Source organism: Solirubrobacter ginsenosidimutans (genome assembly GCF_027587205.1).
This window is the reverse complement of record NZ_JAPDOD010000003.1, coordinates 23,187-40,877: the sequence shown is the minus strand read 5'-3', so window position 1 is coordinate 40,877 and position 17,691 is coordinate 23,187. Positions and strand designations below refer to the sequence as shown.

The window sequence follows — 17,691 nt, the reverse complement described above, 5'->3', positions numbered from 1 at the left end:
GTGAAGCGGGTGGAGTGGCAGCCGTGCTCTTCCGCCGCCATCGACCGCTACCGGTACCGCGCGGGCGCCCTGGAGATCGTCTTCGCCGACAGCGACGAGTACTACACGTTCCCGTGCAGCGAGATGCTCTACGAGGAGTTCCTCGTCGCCCCTTCCAAGGGCCGGTTCGTGAACGGCGTCCTCAAGCCGCACGCCGAGACCCTCGGCTGGACACCCACGCCGAAACCGCTCTGAGCACCTCGTCGGGGCGCTCTTTGACCGCCTCCTCGGGGAAGCGGAGGACCGTGTAGCCCGCAGAGGCGAGGATCCGGTCTCTCGCCGCGTCGGCGCGCCGCCCCGCAGGCGTGTAGTGCTGCGGACCGTCGATTTCCACGTTGAGCTTGACCTCCGGCCACAGGAAGTCGACCTCGTGACCGAAGAGCTTCGTGTTGACGAGCGGTTCCGGGAGGTCGAGGCGGAGGAACAGGACCTCGCCGCGGCTCCGGGTACCCGCGCTGCCGTAGGCGTAGCGCTCCATGGCCCGGTCGAGAACCTTCAAGTTGTGCCGCCCGTTGGCTCGTGCCATGGAGTCACGGATCGCGAGCTCCACGTAGTGGCCATGGAAGTTGGCCTCCCTGAACAACGCGACGAGTTCGTGTGGCGTGAGGAGGTCTGACAGGTCGACGAAGGTGCGATGGACGGTCGTGACCGGAATACCGTGCTCGTGGGTGACGTCGCGCGGGTCGAGGCGACGTACGCAGTGGACGCGGATGCCCGGCTGTGAGCGCCGGTGGTGAGGCACGGTGACATCGACGAGCGCGCCTCGGGTGTATGTCAGCCGGTTGAGTTCCGCTCCAGAATGGTGGCTCAGGACCGCGCCGTCGCCGACGGCGAGGACCGCGGCCAGCCACTCGGCCTCCCGCGAGAGGACGCAGTGACCGATCGCGTAGACGCCGCGGTGAACGCGATGAAGGACGCCCCGAGCGACACGCTTCGTGATTGCTGGCCGGGTGAGACCCGCCGCGGTCAGTTGGCCGAGCGTGGCGAGCCCGTGCTGTCGCTCGGCGAGGGCCGCGAGCGCGATATCGACAGGGGGTGCTTCCGGAATGTTGCCGGTCAGGAAACTTTGCGAGGGCACCCCCTCAGGATCAGCCCTCGAGGTGAACGGAACAACACCTACCTGTTACAAAACTGCACCAAAACAGCAACAAATCAGAGCCGCGGGTCCACTGGCTCGGACTCGAGGGCCAATACTGCGAAGACGCACTCATGGACTCGGTACAGCGGCTCACGACGAACGAAGCGCTCAAGCGCCTCGACCCCCAAGGCGAACTCGCGCGACGCCATCGAGCGCTTGCGGCCGAGGCCGCGCGAACGCAGGCGTGGAAGCTGGGACGGGGCGTCGTACTCGGGGCCGTAGATGATCCGGAGGTACTCGCGGCCGCGGACCTTGATGCCCGGCTGGACGAGCCCGCGGCGGCCGCGGACCGTGAAGTCGTAGGGCTTGACGACCATCCCCTCCCCGCCGGCGGCGGTGAGCTCCTCCCACCACGTGGTCGCCGCGGCTTCCGACGACGGGTCGGTGACCTCGACCACCCGCCGCTCGGTGCGGCGGATCCAGGCCGGGTCGGCCTCGACGAGCGCGTCGCAGTGCTCCAGGTGCCAGCCGTGATCGCGGCCGGTGAAGACGCCGGACTCGGCGGCGAGCACGTGGAAGGGCGCGACCCGCAGGTCGTCGACACCGGCGACGGGCCAGTTGTAGCGCTCGTAGGCGGCGCGGTACGCCCCCACACGCGAAAGGCGATCGCGGGTGGACGCCAGCAGCGGCGCGACGTCGAGCCCGCGCGCCAGGGCCGTCTCGAGCACCGCGACCGAGGCGGAGAGCCCCGCCCCCGCCGCCGCGCCCACGGCGGCGTACTGGCGCTCGATCAGGTCCTTCGCCTTCGCCGACCACGGGAGGATCTCGCAGTCCAGCACGAGCCAGCCGGTGTCGAGCGCCTCCCACAGCCCGGCGCGCGAGACGGCGGCGCGCAGCCGGTCCAGCAGCGGGTCCACGTCGTCGAAGAAGGCGCGCCCCGTGCGGGAGTACACCGCGCCCGCCCCGCCGTCGGTCACCCCGAACCGCGCCCGCGCGACGTCCTCGTCGCGGCAGACGACGGCGATCGCGCGCGAGCCCATGTGCTTCTCCTCGCAGACCACCCGCGCGATGCCCTCCGAGCGGAACTCGGCGAACGCCTCCGCCGGGTACTCGAGCACGTCCTCACGGGCGGACGTCGCGGTCGGCGCCATCGTCGGCGGGAGATAGACGAGCCAGCGCGGGTCGATCGCGAACCGCGACATCACCTCGAGCGCACCCGCCGCGTTCTCCTCGCGGACCGTCACCTGGCGGGCCAGCCGCGTCGAGACGATCCGCTTGCCGGAGACATCGGCGACGTCGAGCAGATACGGCGGGCGATCGTCGGCCGCCGGTACGTCCAGGAACGGCCGCGCCGGGGCGTAGTGCTCGCGCACCGCCGGCACCGAGATCAGGTCGCGTTCCGGCCAGCGCAGCGCGGTCAGCTTGCCGCCGAACACGCAGCCCGTGTCGATATTGATCGTGTTGTTGACCCACTCCGGCTCGTTCACCGGGGTGTGGCCGTAGACGACGGTCGCGGCGCCGCGGTAGTCGTTCGCCCAGGCGCCGCGCACCGGGAGGCCGAACTCGTCGGTCTCGCCCGTCGTCTCGCCGAACAGGGCGAATTCCCGGATCCGCCGGGACCCGCGGCCCTGGTAGCGCTCCGGCATGCCGGCGTGGGCGACGACGAGCCGCCCGCCGTCGAGGACCAGGTGGGACACGAGCCCGTGCAGGAACGCGCCCACGGCGTCGCGGAACTCCTCCGGCTCCGATGCCAGCTGCTCGAGCGACTCCGCGAGCCCGTGGGTGATCTGGACGTCGCGCCCGGCGAGCTTGCGCGAGAGCTTGACGTCGTGGTTGCCCGGCACGCAGAACGCGCTCCCGGCGGCGACCATCTCCATCACCTGCCGCAACGCACCCACGACCCCCGGCCCGCGATCGACCAGGTCTCCGACGAACACCGCCCGCCGCCCCAGCGGGTGCACGCCGTCGACATAGCCGAGCGAGTCCAAGAGCGCCATCAGCTCCTCGTGGCAGCCGTGGACGTCGCCGATGACGTCGAACGGCCCGGTCTCGGCGCGCCGGTCGGTCCACATCGGCGCGCGCACGATCTCGACGTCGGCGACCTCTTCGACGGACCGCAGGACGAAGGCGCGCCGGAACCCGTCACGCTGGAGGTGACGCAGGGAGCGCTTGAGCGAGCTGCGCTGGCGCCGCACGACGTGCGCCCCGAACCCGCGGTCCGGCCGCAACGCGTTGCGAGCGAGGCACACCTCCTCGGGCAGATCGAGCACCACGGCGATCGCGAACAGGTCGTGCGCACGCGCGACCGCCAACAACGCGGCCCGCGCCTCGCGCTGGACGTTGGTGGCATCGACGACGGTCAGCCGCCCGCGCCGCAGGCGCCGTCCGGCGATCTCGTGCAAGACCGCGAACGCGTCCTCGGTCGCGTCCTGATCGTTCGGATCGTCGGCGACCAGGCCGCGGCAGAAGTCCGACGAGATCGTCTCGGTGGCCAGGAAGTGCGTGGCGGCGAACGTGCTCTTGCCCGAGCCCGACGCGCCGACGAGCACCACCAGGCATGGGTCCGGAAGCTCGATCCTCATCGCTCGAACACCCCCATCTGCGTCGGCGGGCCGACCGCCTCGTCCTCAGGACCCACCGGAAGGAACCGCACCCGGTACCCAAACCGCGAAGCGACGCCGGACGCCCACGAAGCGAACTCCGCCCGCGTCCACTCGAAGCGGTGGTCGGCGTGACGGAACGAGCCCGCCGGGAGCGTCTCCCACATGCGGTTGTACTCGGCGTTGGGGGTCGTCACGACCACGCACGCCAGGCCGGCGCCGAAGACGTTGGCCTCCAGCGCCGCCAGCCGCGGCGGATCGAAGTGCTCGATGACCTCGACCAGAGCGGCGGCGTCATAGCCCTCGAAGCGCCGGTCGCGATAGGTGAGCGGGCTCTGCCAGAGCGTGATGCGCGGGTCGGGCTGGCGTTCGAGCTTCAGCCGTCGCGCCGCCTGCTCGAGCGCACGGGGCGAGACGTCGACGCCCGTCACGGCCTCGTAGCCGTCGCGCCTGAGCCGCTCCAGGAGCGCGCCAGGCCCGCACCCGAGATCGAGCACCCGGCGCGCGCCGGAGGCCTTCAGGACCGCCTGCACGGTCCCCAGTCGCTGGTCACGCAGCAAGACCCGCTCCTCCAGCGCGTCCTCGGCCGGCTCGTCGTCGTCCGCCTCCGCCGGGAACTCCGCGAGCACCGGGTTGTACAGGCGACGCTCGTGCTTGAGGTAGCGGCGCGTGATCAGCTCGCGCTCCGGGTGCGCCGGCAGCCACTCCGCGCCGCGGCGCAGGAGCTTGGCGACCTCGGAGTCGTCCACCCAATAGTGCTTCTCGTCGTCGAGCACCGGCAGGAGCACGTAGAGGTGTGTGAGCAACTCCGCCAGCCGCACCGACCCGGCGAGCCGGAGCGACACGTACCGCGATTCCTCGACCCGGGACACCGAGACCTCGTAGCCGAGCGGATCGAACAGGCGCCGCACGAGCTCCTCCGACCCACGCACCGCCGGAAGCGTCGCCTCGAGCGGGAGCGGGGAAGCTGCCAGCTCCGGGCGCAAACCCTCCATCGCGGTCTTGAAGACCGTCACCAGGGCGACAGAGAGAAAGGACGACGCCACGTACGGGCGATCGTTGACGTACTCGGCCAGCGCGAACGCCGAGCGCCCACGCCGCACGAGCCCCACCGGGTCCACATCCATCAGCAGCGCCGCGGTGCAGCGCTCCTCGGACGCCTCCGGGTAGAAGACGTGGGCTGTCCCGAACGGCAGCGAGAACGTCTGCGCGCGCTCCGGGTGCTTGTGCAGCAGGAAGCCGAGGTCGGTCGCGGGCCGGTGGGTCGTTGAAATGGTGAGCAACACGAGCGCCGAGACCGTAGCGGGACCGCGCCACCGGAAGCCCGCCCGCGCGGTGAGGTCGCTACGAGGTTCGAGCCCGGAGCGTGATCCAGAGCGCCTCGGCGTAGGCGACCAGCCCGCCGTCGGCGTCGAACAACGCCGAGGCGCCGCGGTGCTTGCGGCCCTCGGTGGAGATCTTCCAGGCACTGATCACGTATTCGCGGCCGGCCTCGACCGGCCCCGGGACGTGGGCGGTCATCGATGCGAGCACGCTGGCCGAGCCGGGCGGGATGCAGGCGAACCCGGAAGGGCAGTCCAAGGCGGCCCAGACGAAGACGGGATCGGGCGAGCGGGGCGTCCAGGTGCAGGCGAGGCCGCTGTCGATCGGCCCCGGGTAGACCCGCAGCCCGTCGGGATGCGCGGGCCCGCAGACGAAGCAGGTCGGGAAGGCGTGCTCGGCCGGGTCCAGGCCCGCGAAGTGCCGCGCCGCGTCCCGCGCTTGGTCGAGCGTCGGCGGCGACGGGAGCGAGACGGTGGGAGTCGCGTGGCGGCCCTCGGCGATGACGGCGTCGCCGTTCAGCAACCGGACGCTGCCCGGAACCGTCTTCTCGAGCGTGAGCGGGACGCCCAAGGGCGGCGGGAGGAAGAGGCTCACCTGCGCGCTCGTCCCGACCGCAGTCGCGACGAGCCCGCAGACATAACCACCGTTACCGGTCCCGGGCGGACCGTTGAAACGCTCCGCGATGGTGACCGATACGGACAAACTGCCGGGCAGGGACTCGAACCCCAACTCCCAGATCCAGAGACTGGTGTGCTGCCAATTACACCACCCGGCAACGGGTCGGCGCTGCAGTATAGGACCCTCCGGCCGGACCACCCCGTCCCGTTGTCCTTCCCCAGAGGTATTCTCAGCGCTACATTGCAGGTCGGCCCAGTGGGGATGCCCGCTCCCTTCGAACGACGAGGGTTCTGCTCGTAATGCCAGACGCCGGTAACGGCTCCGTACAGCTTCTAGAAGCAGATCCTGAGCTCGCTCGCGGGCTCGATCCGAGGCGCGTACGCGAGGTCAGTCAACGTCTTTTCGCCCGGGCGATCGACGTCCCGCGCGGCCCGTGGTCGCCCGCTCGCGCTCTTGCGGGTGGGACGAACCCGATCGGCTTGCTCGTGCTCGACGGCCTGCTCGTCAGAGAAGCGATCGTCGGAGACCATCCCTGTGCCGAGTTGCTCGGCCCGGGCGATCTCCTGCGGGCGTGGGAGGATCGGGACGCGGAGGTCCTGCTTCCGCGCACCGTCGAGTGGAGTGCGCTGAGCACGGTCCGCCTCGCGGTGATCGATCAGGCCCTCGCGGTGCGAGCCGCGCAGTGGCCGGAGATCTTCGCCTCATTGGTGGAGCGCGCCGCCCGCCGGGCGGAACGCCTGGTCGTGATGCAAGCGATCGCCCACCTCACCCGCGTGGATGACCGATTGCTTGCACTGCTGTGGTGCCTGGCGGAGCGCTGGGGACGGGTGGCGCCCAACGGCGTCGTCGTCTCGCTCCGTCTGCCGCACCGCACGCTCGCCGGCATGGTCGGCGCGCGTCGCCCGTCCGTCACGACCGCGCTCGGCCAGCTGATCAGCCGCGGCGAGGTCGAGCGCCGTCCCGACGGTGGCTGGCTCCTGCTCGGTGACCCGCCTGAGGCGCGCCAGCGCCCCGTGGTGGAGCGCACCAGCGTCGCGTTCGAGCGCCACTCCGCCTAGCAGAGCGAAATTCGCGCAGCGCCGGCCTCACCCGAGGCCGGCCGCTCCGCCACGCCAGAACGAACGGCGGTGTGGCGGCCCGCCCCGGGGTAGGGGCGGACCGCCTGCCGCTCGCGTCGCCATCGCCCACTGGGCCCAGGGCGGAGGGGTGCCCTTGTTCGCAGGCAGAGCGCGGGGTAAGGCGCTCCGGCGACGTCGAGACTCTGTTGTGACGAATGGTACGGGAATGCGGCCTTAGCCGCAGCATTTGTGCTCAGCCGAGCCCGTTCTGTCCGACGAACTTGGCCGTGATGTCGTCCTCGATCCCCGGATCGAGCACGACCAGAACCTCGTCGCCGGCCTCCACGACCGTGTCCGCCTTGGGCACGAAACCCGAGCCTCCGCGCAGTACGGAGATCACCAGCGCGCCGTCGGGAAGGCCCATCTGGGCGATCGCCTGGCCCGCCGCGGGCGCGTCGTCAGAGACCACGAGCTCGATGATCTCGAGCCGCTCCTCCGGCAGGTCGAGCAGGTGCACGAGCCCGTAGCGCGGGACCTCGTGCTCGATCAGGCGCAGGATCAGGTCGGTCGCCGACACCGCAGGCTGGATGCCGAGCAGCTTGAAGTGGTCGAGGTTGCGGGGGTTGTTGACGCGGGCGATGATCCGCTCGCACAAATACTTCTCTTTCGCGACCTGGCAGATCAGGAGGTTGTCCTCGTCGTCGCCGGTGACCGCGACCACGAGGTCGGCGCGCTGGATGCCGGCGCGCTCGAGGACCCACAGCTCGGTGGCGTCGCCGTACTGGACTGCGTGCTCGAGCTCCTGCTCGACGGTCAGGTAGCGGCGCCGGTCCTGCTCGATGCAGGTGACCTCGTGCCCCTTCTCGAGCAGCTCGCGCGCGAGATTCCAGCCGACCTTGCCCGCGCCGGCGATGATGACGTAGAGATCGGTGTCCATTACGCGCTGAACGCCGCCTGCTGCAGCTGCTCGATGGCGATCTGGGTCGGGCAGATCGTCTGCAGGCCCTGCTCGGAGTACCACGCGGCGCGGCGCGGGTCGAGCACGCGGGCGATCACCCGGTCGACGCCGAACCGCCGCTGCGCGATCTGCGAGACGACGAGGTTGGTGTTGTCGCCGTTGGTGGAGGCGATGAACACGTCAGCCTCCTCGACTCCGGCCTCGATCAACGCATCGACCTCCATGGCCGTCCCGATCGTGAAGCGGCCACCCGCCTCTTCCCAGGAGCGCCCGAGCTCGACGTCCAGGCGCTCGTGCGAAAGCGGATCCTCGTCGAGGACCGACACGATGTGACCATTTCCCAGCGCTGAGGTTGCAAGGGCAGCTCCTACGCGCCCCGCCCCGACCACGAGTACGAACACGGTCAGAACCCTAGCGAGCGCCGTTGGATTCGGACACGCCGAGCGCGTGGCCGAGCGGGAGCGGCGGCTCCGAGGGCACCGGACCCATCGGATCGAGCGCCTTCTTGGCGGGCGGCGCGGTGAGAATCACCCTGCAATGCGCCTTGTTGACGACGTAGCGCGTCGTCTCCCCCACGCTCGTGTCGTGCAGTCCCGGCTTGCCACCCAGCCGCAGGCCGCCGCCCACCCGCGTGGGCTCCTCCGCGGCGAGAACGATCGCCTCGACGCCCCGTCGCTTGGCCTCACGCACGATCGCCTGCCCGGCGCGGCGGGCGCGCACGACGGCCGTGGCGACCTCGACGCCCTGGTACTCCTCGCCCACGGCCTTCGCGCGGTTCAGGGCCGCGCGGGCGCGCTTGAGCTCAGGGTCGGGCACGCGAGTGTCCAGGGGCAACGCCATCGGAACCTCGAAGATCCACAGCGCCTCGATCACCGCGCCGCCCTCGCCGTCGTCCGCGTTCTCCTCGGCGGCCAGCCGGCCGGCGGTCTGCATGATGTCGTCGTCCAGCGGCGTGCCGAGGATCGGGACGAGCATCGAGCCGAACTCGGCCTCGGCGGCGCGATGGGTCAGCGCGGCCTCGGGCACGGTGACCCGCTTGAGCACCGGCTTGCCCTGTGACGTGCGGTAGCCGACGTACAGCGAGACGCCCGCGGCCATCCAGATGACGCCGACCCAGCGCGCGCTGCCGTGCTCGATCAGCAGCGACAGGAACGCGATCGACGACATCACGACGCACAGCACGGCCGGGATCGGCAGCGACCCGCCGCGGAAGCGGACGTTGAGCGGCATCCGGTACGGCCGGTCGCGATCGGGCTCCTTGTAACGCAGCCAGACGACCGACGCGCCCACGATCGTGAACGCGATCGTCGCCCCGAACGCGCAGATCGCGGCCAGGAACTCGAGGTCGGCGGGGATCAGCAGGCAGATCGCCATCACCGCGCCGAAGCCGATGATGCCCACCGGCGTGGCGCGCGTGCGGCTGAGTGAGCCGACCTTCGACGGGATCTGCCGGTTGACGGCCAGCGCGTAGCCGAGCCGCGAGAGCCCCAGCATCGCCGCCTGGGCGGCGCTGATGAGGATCACGAGCGCGGAGATCGCCACGAGGTACTTCGCGGGCTCGCGAATCCAGGCCTGCTCGAACGCGTCGGCGATCCCCAGCATCGGCGCCTCGACGAACTTCCCGTCGGTCGGCGGCAGCGCGGCGGAGGCCACCAGCGCGATCCCGAGGTACGGCACCATCGCGGCGACCAGGCGCACGCCGATCAGCCGTCGCAGCCCCCGGCGGCCGATCGCCACCTGCCCCGCCAGGCCGGAGGACGCGTCGATCCCGCTGAACGCCACCAGCACGAGCGGGAACGCGAAGATCATGTCCTCCATCGACGGCGAGCCGGCGATCGAGGACGGATCGGTCAGCACCTCGGGCTGGAAGATCAGCGCCATCCCGAATCCGACGATCAGCAGCTGCAGGATCAGGTCGCCCAGCACGAACACGGCAGCCCGTTCGAAGTGCCGCGGCCCCGCCCCGCGGATCGCCATCAGCGCGACGTAGAGCACGATCGCGCTGGCGATCAGGAACTCGCTCAGGCCCTCGCTGAAGCCGCTCCAGAACAGCGCGAGGTAGTCGGTGGAGGCGAAGGCGCACAGCGCGACGAGGATCAGGTAGTCGAGGCAGATCGCCCAGCCGGCGATGAAGCTGACCAGCTCGTTGAACGCGTAGCGGGCGATCACCGTCGCGCCGCCGCGCTCCTGGTGCAGCGAGGCGCCTTCGACGTAGGACGGCACGATCACCGCGAACAGGACGCCGCCGGCCAGGAAGACGGCCCACGTGAGCCCCAGCGCGCGCTCGGCGACCAGCCCCGTCGAGAAGTAGATCGACGCGGCGATGAAGCCCTGGACGATCCCGAACAGCGCGGGCGAGCCCAGCTGGCGCTTGAGCGGTGTGACCTTCATGCGCGGCGCTCCAGGTAGATCCGGCCGGCGCCGGCGGCGATGAACAGCACGCCGAGGACGATCCCGATGATCGTCCCGATCGCGGCCATGCGGATGATCAGCGCGATGCCGATGAGCACCATCAGGATCGGCAGGAGCAGGCCCCTCATGCGGTCAGTGCCCTCTCTAGCGCCCGGCGCTTGGCCTTCTCGGGCGCGGGCGCGGACTCGATTATCACGCGGCAGGGCCGCTCGGCGAGCACGGTCTCCAGGGTCTTGCCGAACAGGGAGGCGCCGTTGACGCGCTCCGGCAGCGGCATCACGATCGCCGCCGCGCGCATGTCGATGGCCTCCTCGATGATCCGCCGCCCCGCCTGTCCCGTGCGGACCCGCTCGACGTGGCCCGACACCCGCGCGCCCGCCTGCACCCGCGCCTGCTCGATCAGCGACTGCGCGGCCGCCTCCTGCTCGGGCATCGGCCCGTCGATCGGCAGCGCGCTCGGCACCGTCACCATCGCCAGCACGTGGATCCCGCGCCGGCGGCGCGCGGCGAGCTTGGCCGCCGTCGCGACGACGGACTCGTCGTAGTGATCGGAGCCCATCGGGACCAGGACCGAGTCGTACTCGGCCTCGTGATCGACCACCGGCTGGGGAATGGCGACCTTGTGCGTCGAGGTGAGGTCCAGGCCCTGCCGGCGGCGGAAGAGCAGGTAGACGACCATCCCGAGGATCAGCCAGCCGACGCCGAACGCCGCCACGGTGGGGTTCAGGACGACGATCACGACGAACGCGATCGCGGTGAAGGTGCCGCCGGCGACGGCGAACAGCGGCCAATCGACCCCGCGCCATTTCGCGTTGCCCGGGCCGCGATAGGGGCGCGGGAAGTCCGGTTTGGTCATCCGCAGCCGGATCACCGCGAGATGGGCCATGGTGAAGCTCAGCAGGGCGCCGAAGGAGTAGACGCTGCCGAGGAACGTCGCCTTGCCGGGCAGCGTCACGAGGATCGCGAAGCCGCTGAAGACGATGATGCCGATCCACGGCGTGCGGTACTTCGGGTGCAGCCGGCGCAGAGCGTCGGGCAGCTGGCGGTGGATGCCCATCGAGTACACGAGCCGGGAGATGCCGATCAGCCCGGCGTTGGTCGCCAGGAACAGGATCGTGGCGGCGAGCAGGCCGACGTAGAGCTCCGCGGGCTTCTGCAGGACGCCGAGGTCCATCGCCCGCACCACGCCCAGCACCGGGTCCCCGGCCGAGCCGCCCTGATCGTCCGGCACGCCCAAGAGCGTCTGGTACTTGCCGTCGACCAGCTTCACCGGCAGCGCGGAGAGCGCGACGGCGGGCAGGGTGAAGTAGATCGCGAACACGGCCAGGCGCACGCGCGCGATCGCCTTCGGGATCGTCGTCGACTCGTCCTTGGCCTCCTCGGACATGTTCGAGACGGTCTCGATGCCCGTGTACGCGAGCATGCCGATCGGGATCGCGAGCACGAAGTTCGTCCACGTCGGCGCGACGCCGAAATGCACGTTGTCGATCAGCACCTGCGGGTCGAAGACGAGGAAGACGCCGATCAGTACCAGCAGCAGCTGCGTGAGGAAGTCCACGACGGCGAGCAGGACGTTGACGCCCGTGGACTCCTTGACGCCGACGATGTTGATCGCGCCGAGGATCGCGATCGTGATGCACGTGAAGATGACGTCGCCCGGGGAGTGCTTGAGGCCGTCCCAGAAGAGCCCGCCGAGGTAGTGCGGGACGAAGAACGCGCTCGTGGCGATCGTCGCCACATAGGTGAGCATCTGCGCCCAGGCGGCGAAGAACGACCAGAACTCGTTGAACGCGCGCCGTGCGAACGAGCTCGACCCGCCGGCCTCCGGGTACATCGTCGTTGCCTCGGCGTACGACGCCGCCGTGCAGAGGAAGAAGAAGCCGGTGATGATGAAGACCAGCGGCGTCAGGCCGAGCGCGTAGCTCGCCACCAGACCGAGCGCGTAATAGATCGAGGAACCGACGTTCCCGTAGGCCGTCGAGAAGAGGGCGTTGACCCCCAGAACCCGCTCTAGTCCTTCCAACCGGCGTCTTGCCATGTGCTGAGCGCGATTCTAGGCGGCCCGCGCGGACGACCGGGATGCGATCCCGTAAGCGCGTTCGTGAGAAAGCCGTCACCATCACGTGTCGTGATCGATGACCCGAATGCCGCCCTTCTCGTCGTCGACGTCCAGAAAGGGTTCGACGACGCCGACTACTGGGGCCCGCGCAACAATCCCGGCTGCGAGGCCAACATCGCCTCACTGCTCGCGCTCTGGCAGGTGAAGGATCGCCCGATCGTGTTCGTCCGTCACGACTCGACCGAGGTCGGTTCCCCGTTGCGGCCCGACAATCCGGGCAACGCGTTCAAGGACATGATCACCGGCGACCCCGACGTGATCGTCTCCAAGCACACCAACTCGTGCTTCTACGGGGACCCGGACCTGCACCGGTGGTTGCAGGACCGCCGCATCAAGACGCTGGTGCTGTGCGGGATCACGACGAACCATTGCTGCGAGACGACCGCCCGCATGGGCGGGAACCTCGGCTACGACGTGCGCTTCGTCATCGACGCCACCCACACGTTCGACCGCGGCGACATGACCGCCGACCAGCTCACCCACGCGACCGCGACGAACCTCGACGGGGAGTTCGCCACGATCGTGACGACCAAAGCGGTGCTCGACGCCTGACCTCCGGCGTCTCGGCTACTTCGTCGCGGTCGCGCAGGAGCGCAACTTCACGCGCGCCGCGCAGCGGCTGCACGTCGCCCAGCCCGCGCTGAGCCGCCAGATCCGGCTGCTCGAGCAAGAGCTCGGGACCGAGTTGCTCACACGCACCACCCACGACGTCGAGTTGACCGAGGCAGGCGCGCTGCTGCTCCGGCGTGCGCCGGCGCTGCTCGACGCCGCCGACGAGCTGTGGCGCGACGTCGAGCGGGTCGCGAGCGGTGCGAAGGGGTCGATCGAGCTCGCCTACGGGTCCAGCGCCGCCTACGAGACCGCGCCCCGGCTGCTCGCCGAACTCGCCGACCGGCTCCCGGACCTGCGCATCACGACCCGCGTCCTCCCGACTCCCGCGATCGTCGCGGGCGTCGCGGACGGGACGCTCGACGTCGGCATCGTCCGCTGCGCCGAGGGCGGGATCGTCATGCGCCGCGAGCCTCAGGGCGTCCTCCTGCCGCCCGGCCACCCGCTGGCCCGGCAGGCGACCGTCTCGCTCGAAGCAATCGCCGACCCGGTCCTCGTCCACCCGCGCGAGCAGAACCCGGGCCACTACGACGCGCTGCTCGGGCTGTTCGCGACGCCGCCGCGCGTGATCGAGCGAACCGTCGCCGTCGACTTCGCGTTCACGCCCGTGGCCGAAGGCGAGGCGGTGGCGATCGTCGGCGAGTCGGCCTCAGCGCCAGGCCTCGTCTGGCGCCCGATCGGCGCGACGCTCGACGTCCACCTGCTCGTCCGCCCGCTCAACCGCTCCCCCGCGACCACCCGCTTCCTCGAAGCGACACAGACGATCGCGACCGACCTCGGCTGGCTCTGACTTCATGCCGATCCGGTCTTTCCGTGCTCGCGCGGCCGGACGTACGGTCAACGGCATGAGCAATCGCGAACTGATCGAACGCTACGTCCACGCCCTCCAGACGGGCGATCAGCCGACCGTCCGTGCGTCGTTCGCCGAGCACGCCACGTGGACGCTCGACGGCGAACTGCCGCTCTCGGGCACGTGGAACGGCCGCGACGCGATCATGGACGACTTCTTCGGCCAGGTACGGAAGCTGTACGCGCCCGGCTCGGTGTCGCTCGAGATCACGAGCCTCACCGCCGAGGACGACCGCGTCGCGCTCGAATGGACCTCACGCGCGCGGACGGCCGACGGCGCGCCCTACGAGAACCACTGCGCCGCCGTGTTCACCCTCGCGGACGGCGAGATCGTCACCGTCCGCGAGTACATGGACACCGACTACGCGCTGAGTGCCTTTACGCGATCAGCGGGATGATCAGCAGGGCGACGATGTTCGCCACCTTGATCATCGGGTTGATGGCCGGGCCGGCCGTGTCCTTGAACGGGTCGCCGACGGTGTCGCCGGTCACGGAGGCCGCATGAGCCTCAGAGCCCTTGCCGCCGTGGGCGCCGTCCTCGATCAGCTTCTTGGCGTTGTCCCACGCGCCACCGCCCGACGTCATCAGAACGGCGAAGAAGAGGCCGACGACGATGACGCCGATCAGCAGGCCGCCGAGCATGGTGTCCGACAGGATGCCGACGATCAGCGTGATCACGATCGGGATCAGCGACGGGATGATCATCTCGCGCTGGGCGGCCTTGGTGACGATGTCGACGCACTGGCCGTACTCCGGCTGCTCGGTGCCGTCCATGATGCCCGGGTGCTCGCGGAACTGGCGGCGCACCTCTTCGACGACGGCCTGGCCGGCGCGGCCGACGGCCGCCATCGACAGGGCGGCGAAGAGACAGACCATCATGCCGCCGATCAGCAGGCCCATGAGGACGTGCGGGTCGTCGAGCAGGAACTGGACCGGCTTGCCGAGCTCGGCCTGCAGCTCGATCTTGAAGGCGGCGAAGAGCACGAGGGCGGCCAGCGCGGCGGAGCCGATGGCGTAACCCTTGGTGACGGCCTTGGTGGTGTTGCCGACGGCGTCCAGGGGGTCCGTGACGTTGCGGACCGACTCCGGCATGTTCGCCATCTCGGCGATGCCGCCGGCGTTGTCGGTGATCGGGCCGAACGCGTCGAGCGCGACGATCAGGCCGCAGAGCGAGAGCTGCGACATGACGGCGACGCCGATGCCGTAGGTCCCGGCCAGCTCCGAGGCGCCCCAGATGGCGAGCACGATGACGATCGCGGGAGCGGCCGTCGCCTGCAGGCCCATGGCGAGGCCCTGGATGATGTTCGTGGCGTGGCCGGTCTCCGACGCGGCCGCGGTCGACTTGACCGGCTTGAAGCGGGTCGACGTGTAGTAGTCGGTGATGACGAACAGCGCGCCGGTGACGCCGAGGCCGATCAGCGCGCAGAAGTAGATGTCGGTCCAGTCGGGCGCGCGCAGGCCGCGGAGGCTGTCCATCATCCAGTAGGTGATCGGGATGAACAGCACGGCGGAGATGACGCCGGCGACGATCACGCCCTGGTAGAGCGCGCGCTCGACGTTGTCGCCCTTGACGAAGAAGGTGCCGATGATCGACGCGACGATCGAGACGGCGCCGAGCACCAACGGGAACAGCACGACGGCCGTCTGCAGCGGGAAGGTCAGGACGCCGAGGAGCATCACGGCGACCGCGGTGACCGCGTAGGTCTCGAAGAGGTCGGCGGCCATGCCGGCGCAGTCGCCGACATTGTCGCCCACGTTGTCGGCGATCACGGCCGGGTTGCGGGGATCGTCCTCCGGGATGCCGGCCTCGATCTTGCCCACGATGTCGGCGCCGACGTCGGCGCCCTTGGTGAAGATGCCGCCGCCCAGACGGGCGAACACGGAGATCAGCGAGCCGCCGAAGCCGAGGCCGATCAGCGCGTCGACGGCCTTCTTGGTGTCGACGTCGAAGATCCAGGTGAGGATCCCGTAGTAGCCGGCGACGCCGAGCAGCGCCAGGCCGACGACGAGCATGCCGGTGACGGCGCCGCCGCGGAAGGCGACGTTGAGCGCCGGGCCGATGCCGCCGCGGGCCGCCTCGGCCACGCGGGCGTTGGCCCGCACCGAGACGTTCATGCCGATGAAGCCGGCCGCCGCGGACGCGAAGCCGCCGACGGCGAAGCCGATCGCGACCTCGATGTTCTGGATCGGGATCAGCGCGATGAAGAGCACCACGCCGACCGCGCCGATCACCGTGTACTGGCGCTTCAGGTAGGCCTGGGCGCCTTCCTGAACGGCTGCGGAGAGCCGCTGCATGGTCTCGTTGCCCGGCGACAGCGCGAGCAACGATCGCGTCGTCACGACGCCGTACGCCACGGCGAGCAACGCGCAGACGACGGCGAGCAATGCGCCGTGGTCGGACAGGAAACTGGACACGAGGACCTCTCTGGACTCAGACAACGCGAAACGACGGCCCGGAGAGGGCCGCCGTAGGAGGCGCGGAGTCTACCGCGCGGTTACTGACCGGGGACCCAGAGGCGTCCGGAGGATTGCGCCGGGCCCGCTCCCTCAGGCTTTTCCTCGACGGGAGCGGCGGGCGGCGGCGTTCCACCGGAAAGCTGCACAAAGGCCATCTGCAGGCGCGCGAGCGCGTCCTTGATCGGCGCGAGCTCCTGACCGTGGCGCGCCTCGAGCACCGGCAGCAGCGCGCGGGCGCCCTCGATGGCCTGACGGGTCTGCTCCAGATCGCGGTTCGCGGGCTCCTCCCCCGGCTGCGTGGCCAGGCCGGCCTTGCGCGCGCCGAGGTTGATCAGGGTCACCAGCGTCTGCAAAAGGACATCGTCGACCGTCAGCCGCTCCATCTCGGCTTCGATCGCCGCGATCTCCTCGTCGCTGAACTCACGCTGCGGAGGGGGCTGTGTCACTGGACCTTCTCCTGTGCCGGGTACGTCGCGCGCGTCTCTTCGACGCACTGCTTGAAGACTTCGTAGGGCGAATGGCCGGCGTCGATCATCCGCCGCTGGCGCTGGGCGCCGTTGAGCGTGGGCAACGCAACATCGACGCCGGTCCACGCCTTCAGGCGATCAATCGCCTCCGCTGCAGGATATTCCACGATCTTCGGGCCTTCGAGGTCGAGCAACATGCCGTCCTGGCCGTAGCGCAGCGCACGCCACATGTTCTCCTCGATCAGGTGCCCGGGCAAGTCGGGCGGCGTCTCGCCCGCGTCGACCTCGCGCAGCGCCTGCGCGACGCAGGCCACGATCAGCTCGACGAGGCCGTCAGCCTCGGTGCCGGTGGTCTGGGCATCGCAGATGCGGACCTCGATCGTCCCGAAGGAATGGTGCGCGCGGACCGACCACCACAGCTGGGTGAACTCGACGATCGAGTTGGTGTCCAGCAGCAGTTGCACGTAGTTCTGCCAGTTGCGCCAGGTGCCGAAGACGTCCGGGATGCCGCAGCGCGGGAAGGACTTCGTGAAGGTCTGCGTGCGGGCCGAGTGCAGGCCGGAGTCCTGGCCGTCGATGTAGGGCGAGTTCGCGCTGATGGCCAGCAGCGTCGGCAGCACGGGACGCAGCCGGTCGCAGACCTTGATCGCGCGGTCGCCACCCTGAACGCCGATGTGGACCTGCAGCGCGAACGTGTTGTTGCGCCGGGCGACGTACTGGAGCCCGTCCTGCACGCGGCGGTAGTGCTCGGTGTCGATGATGTGCTGCCGGCGGTAGTCCGACAGAGGGTGCGTGCCGGTGCTCGCCAGCGTCACGCCGTGCTTGTCGGCCAGGGCGAACAGCCGCCGGCGCGCTTCGCGCTGGAGTTGCAGCGCGTGTTGCAGGTTCTCCCCGCGGCCGGAGCGGATCTCGATCTCCGACGAGATCAGCTCGCCCGCGATCGCGTCCTTGAGCACGTCGTCGGCGAGGCCGTCGTCGCGCATCACCTCGAACTTCGGCACGAGCTCGAGCGTCGTCGGATCGACGAGGCCCCACTCCTCCTCGATTCCAACCGTCAGGTCCTGGGAGGTCTCGAAGACCTCCCGGGCAGCATCCAGATCCATC

Annotated in this window: 17 protein-coding genes, 1 tRNA gene and 1 pseudogene; 6 read left to right on the top strand and 13 right to left on the bottom strand. The window is 70.0% G+C overall.

Annotated features, from left to right (window positions below; genetic code table 11):
- Nucleotides 1-234, top strand: a complete 234-nt coding sequence (locus tag OM076_RS05100) for a KTSC domain-containing protein (protein ID WP_270038391.1) — start codon at nucleotides 1-3, stop codon at nucleotides 232-234.
- Here the strand turns inward: OM076_RS05100 and OM076_RS05095 are convergent.
- The 5 genes from OM076_RS05095 to OM076_RS05075 form a co-directional block, all read right to left on the bottom strand.
- Nucleotides 182-1,117 carry a DUF559 domain-containing protein gene (locus OM076_RS05095; RefSeq protein ID WP_270038390.1) on the bottom strand — a complete coding sequence of 312 codons (936 nt, stop codon included), beginning with the start codon at nucleotides 1,115-1,117 and terminating at the stop codon, nucleotides 182-184. The genes OM076_RS05100 and OM076_RS05095 overlap by 53 nt on opposite strands.
- A 74-nt stretch (nucleotides 1,118-1,191) precedes the next feature.
- Nucleotides 1,192-3,699 carry a polynucleotide kinase-phosphatase gene (locus tag OM076_RS05090; protein ID WP_270038389.1) on the bottom strand — a complete coding sequence of 836 codons (2,508 nt, stop codon included), beginning with the start codon at nucleotides 3,697-3,699 and terminating at the stop codon, nucleotides 1,192-1,194.
- Nucleotides 3,696-5,003: a 3' terminal RNA ribose 2'-O-methyltransferase Hen1 gene (locus tag OM076_RS05085; RefSeq protein WP_270038388.1), complete on the bottom strand. Its 1,308-nt coding sequence runs from the start codon at nucleotides 5,001-5,003 to the stop codon at nucleotides 3,696-3,698. Before OM076_RS05085 ends, OM076_RS05090 begins: the two co-directional genes overlap by 4 nt.
- 58 nt (nucleotides 5,004-5,061) lie before the next feature.
- Nucleotides 5,062-5,634: a hotdog fold domain-containing protein gene (locus OM076_RS05080; RefSeq protein ID WP_270038387.1), complete on the bottom strand. Its 573-nt coding sequence runs from the start codon at nucleotides 5,632-5,634 to the stop codon at nucleotides 5,062-5,064.
- A 109-nt stretch (nucleotides 5,635-5,743) separates the two neighbouring features.
- Nucleotides 5,744-5,815 (bottom strand) — tRNA-Gln (locus OM076_RS05075).
- Between the two features lie 328 nt (nucleotides 5,816-6,143).
- On the opposite strand from OM076_RS05075, the gene OM076_RS05070 reads away from it, so the two are divergent.
- Nucleotides 6,144-6,716 (top strand): helix-turn-helix domain-containing protein, encoded by a 573-nt coding sequence (locus OM076_RS05070; protein ID WP_270038697.1) that lies wholly within the window; start codon nucleotides 6,144-6,146, stop codon nucleotides 6,714-6,716.
- A 253-nt stretch (nucleotides 6,717-6,969) separates the two neighbouring features.
- On the opposite strand, the gene OM076_RS05065 is transcribed toward OM076_RS05070, so the two are convergent.
- From OM076_RS05065 to OM076_RS05045, 5 genes are read right to left on the bottom strand one after another with little or no spacing between them, the layout of a single operon-like run.
- Nucleotides 6,970-7,653: a potassium channel family protein gene (locus OM076_RS05065; RefSeq protein ID WP_270038386.1), complete on the bottom strand. Its 684-nt coding sequence runs from the start codon at nucleotides 7,651-7,653 to the stop codon at nucleotides 6,970-6,972.
- A complete protein-coding gene (locus OM076_RS05060) occupies nucleotides 7,653-8,075 on the bottom strand; it encodes a potassium channel family protein (protein ID WP_270038385.1) in 423 nt (140 codons plus the stop codon). The genes OM076_RS05065 and OM076_RS05060 overlap by 1 nt, the downstream gene beginning before the upstream one ends.
- 10 nt (nucleotides 8,076-8,085) lie before the next feature.
- Nucleotides 8,086-10,065, bottom strand: a complete 1,980-nt coding sequence (locus OM076_RS05055) for an amino acid permease (RefSeq protein ID WP_270038384.1) — start codon at nucleotides 10,063-10,065, stop codon at nucleotides 8,086-8,088.
- Nucleotides 10,062-10,214, bottom strand: coding sequence for a hypothetical protein (locus OM076_RS05050; protein ID WP_270038383.1), 153 nt, complete (start codon nucleotides 10,212-10,214; stop codon nucleotides 10,062-10,064). The genes OM076_RS05055 and OM076_RS05050 overlap by 4 nt, the downstream gene beginning before the upstream one ends.
- The gene (locus OM076_RS05045; protein WP_270038382.1) at nucleotides 10,211-12,124 is read right to left on the bottom strand and encodes an amino acid permease; all 1,914 of its coding nucleotides are present in this window, start codon (nucleotides 12,122-12,124) and stop codon (nucleotides 10,211-10,213) included. Before OM076_RS05045 ends, OM076_RS05050 begins: the two co-directional genes overlap by 4 nt.
- 90 nt (nucleotides 12,125-12,214) lie before the next feature.
- Between OM076_RS05045 and OM076_RS05040 the strand changes: the two genes are divergently transcribed.
- The 4 genes and pseudogenes from OM076_RS05040 to OM076_RS05025 all read left to right on the top strand — a co-directional run bounded on the left by OM076_RS05040 (nucleotide 12,215) and on the right by OM076_RS05025 (nucleotide 14,061).
- Nucleotides 12,215-12,757, top strand: a complete 543-nt coding sequence (locus OM076_RS05040) for a cysteine hydrolase family protein (protein ID WP_270038381.1) — start codon at nucleotides 12,215-12,217, stop codon at nucleotides 12,755-12,757.
- 61 nt (nucleotides 12,758-12,818) lie between these two features.
- Nucleotides 12,819-12,875: pseudogene (locus OM076_RS47100) on the top strand (hypothetical protein); the annotation flags it as partial.
- Between the two features lie 15 nt (nucleotides 12,876-12,890).
- Entirely contained in the window at nucleotides 12,891-13,604 is a 714-nt protein-coding gene (locus OM076_RS05030) for a LysR family substrate-binding domain-containing protein (RefSeq protein WP_443732128.1), read from the top strand.
- Between the two features lie 55 nt (nucleotides 13,605-13,659).
- Nucleotides 13,660-14,061 (top strand): nuclear transport factor 2 family protein, encoded by a 402-nt coding sequence (locus tag OM076_RS05025; protein ID WP_270038380.1) that lies wholly within the window; start codon nucleotides 13,660-13,662, stop codon nucleotides 14,059-14,061.
- On the opposite strand, the gene OM076_RS05020 is transcribed toward OM076_RS05025, so the two are convergent.
- The 3 genes from OM076_RS05020 to OM076_RS05010 form a co-directional block, all read right to left on the bottom strand.
- Nucleotides 14,042-16,078, bottom strand: coding sequence for a sodium-translocating pyrophosphatase (locus OM076_RS05020; protein WP_270038379.1), 2,037 nt, complete (start codon nucleotides 16,076-16,078; stop codon nucleotides 14,042-14,044). The genes OM076_RS05025 and OM076_RS05020 overlap by 20 nt on opposite strands.
- Nucleotides 16,079-16,158: 80 nt before the next feature.
- A complete protein-coding gene (locus OM076_RS05015) occupies nucleotides 16,159-16,566 on the bottom strand; it encodes a hypothetical protein (protein WP_270038378.1) in 408 nt (135 codons plus the stop codon).
- A complete protein-coding gene (locus OM076_RS05010; RefSeq protein ID WP_270038376.1) occupies nucleotides 16,563-17,690 on the bottom strand; it encodes a carboxylate-amine ligase in 1,128 nt (375 codons plus the stop codon). Before OM076_RS05010 ends, OM076_RS05015 begins: the two co-directional genes overlap by 4 nt.
- Nucleotide 17,691 lies beyond the last annotated feature (1 nt).

Bases quoted from the DNA above. Each gene is read 5' to 3' on its own strand.
- OM076_RS05090 (WP_270038389.1), bottom strand. From the start codon at position 3,699: ATGAGGATCGAGCTTCCGGACCCATGCCTGGTGGTGCTCGTCGGCGCG.
- OM076_RS05065 (WP_270038386.1), bottom strand. From the start codon at position 7,653: ATGGACACCGATCTCTACGTCATCATCGCCGGCGCGGGCAAGGTCGGC.
- OM076_RS05055 (WP_270038384.1), bottom strand. From the start codon at position 10,065: ATGAAGGTCACACCGCTCAAGCGCCAGCTGGGCTCGCCCGCGCTGTTC.
- OM076_RS05050 (WP_270038383.1), bottom strand. From the start codon at position 10,214: ATGAGGGGCCTGCTCCTGCCGATCCTGATGGTGCTCATCGGCATCGCG.
- OM076_RS05045 (WP_270038382.1), bottom strand. From the start codon at position 12,124: ATGGCAAGACGCCGGTTGGAAGGACTAGAGCGGGTTCTGGGGGTCAAC.
- OM076_RS05025 (WP_270038380.1), top strand. From the start codon at position 13,660: ATGAGCAATCGCGAACTGATCGAACGCTACGTCCACGCCCTCCAGACG.
- OM076_RS05010 (WP_270038376.1), bottom strand. From the start codon at position 17,690: ATGGATCTGGATGCTGCCCGGGAGGTCTTCGAGACCTCCCAGGACCTG.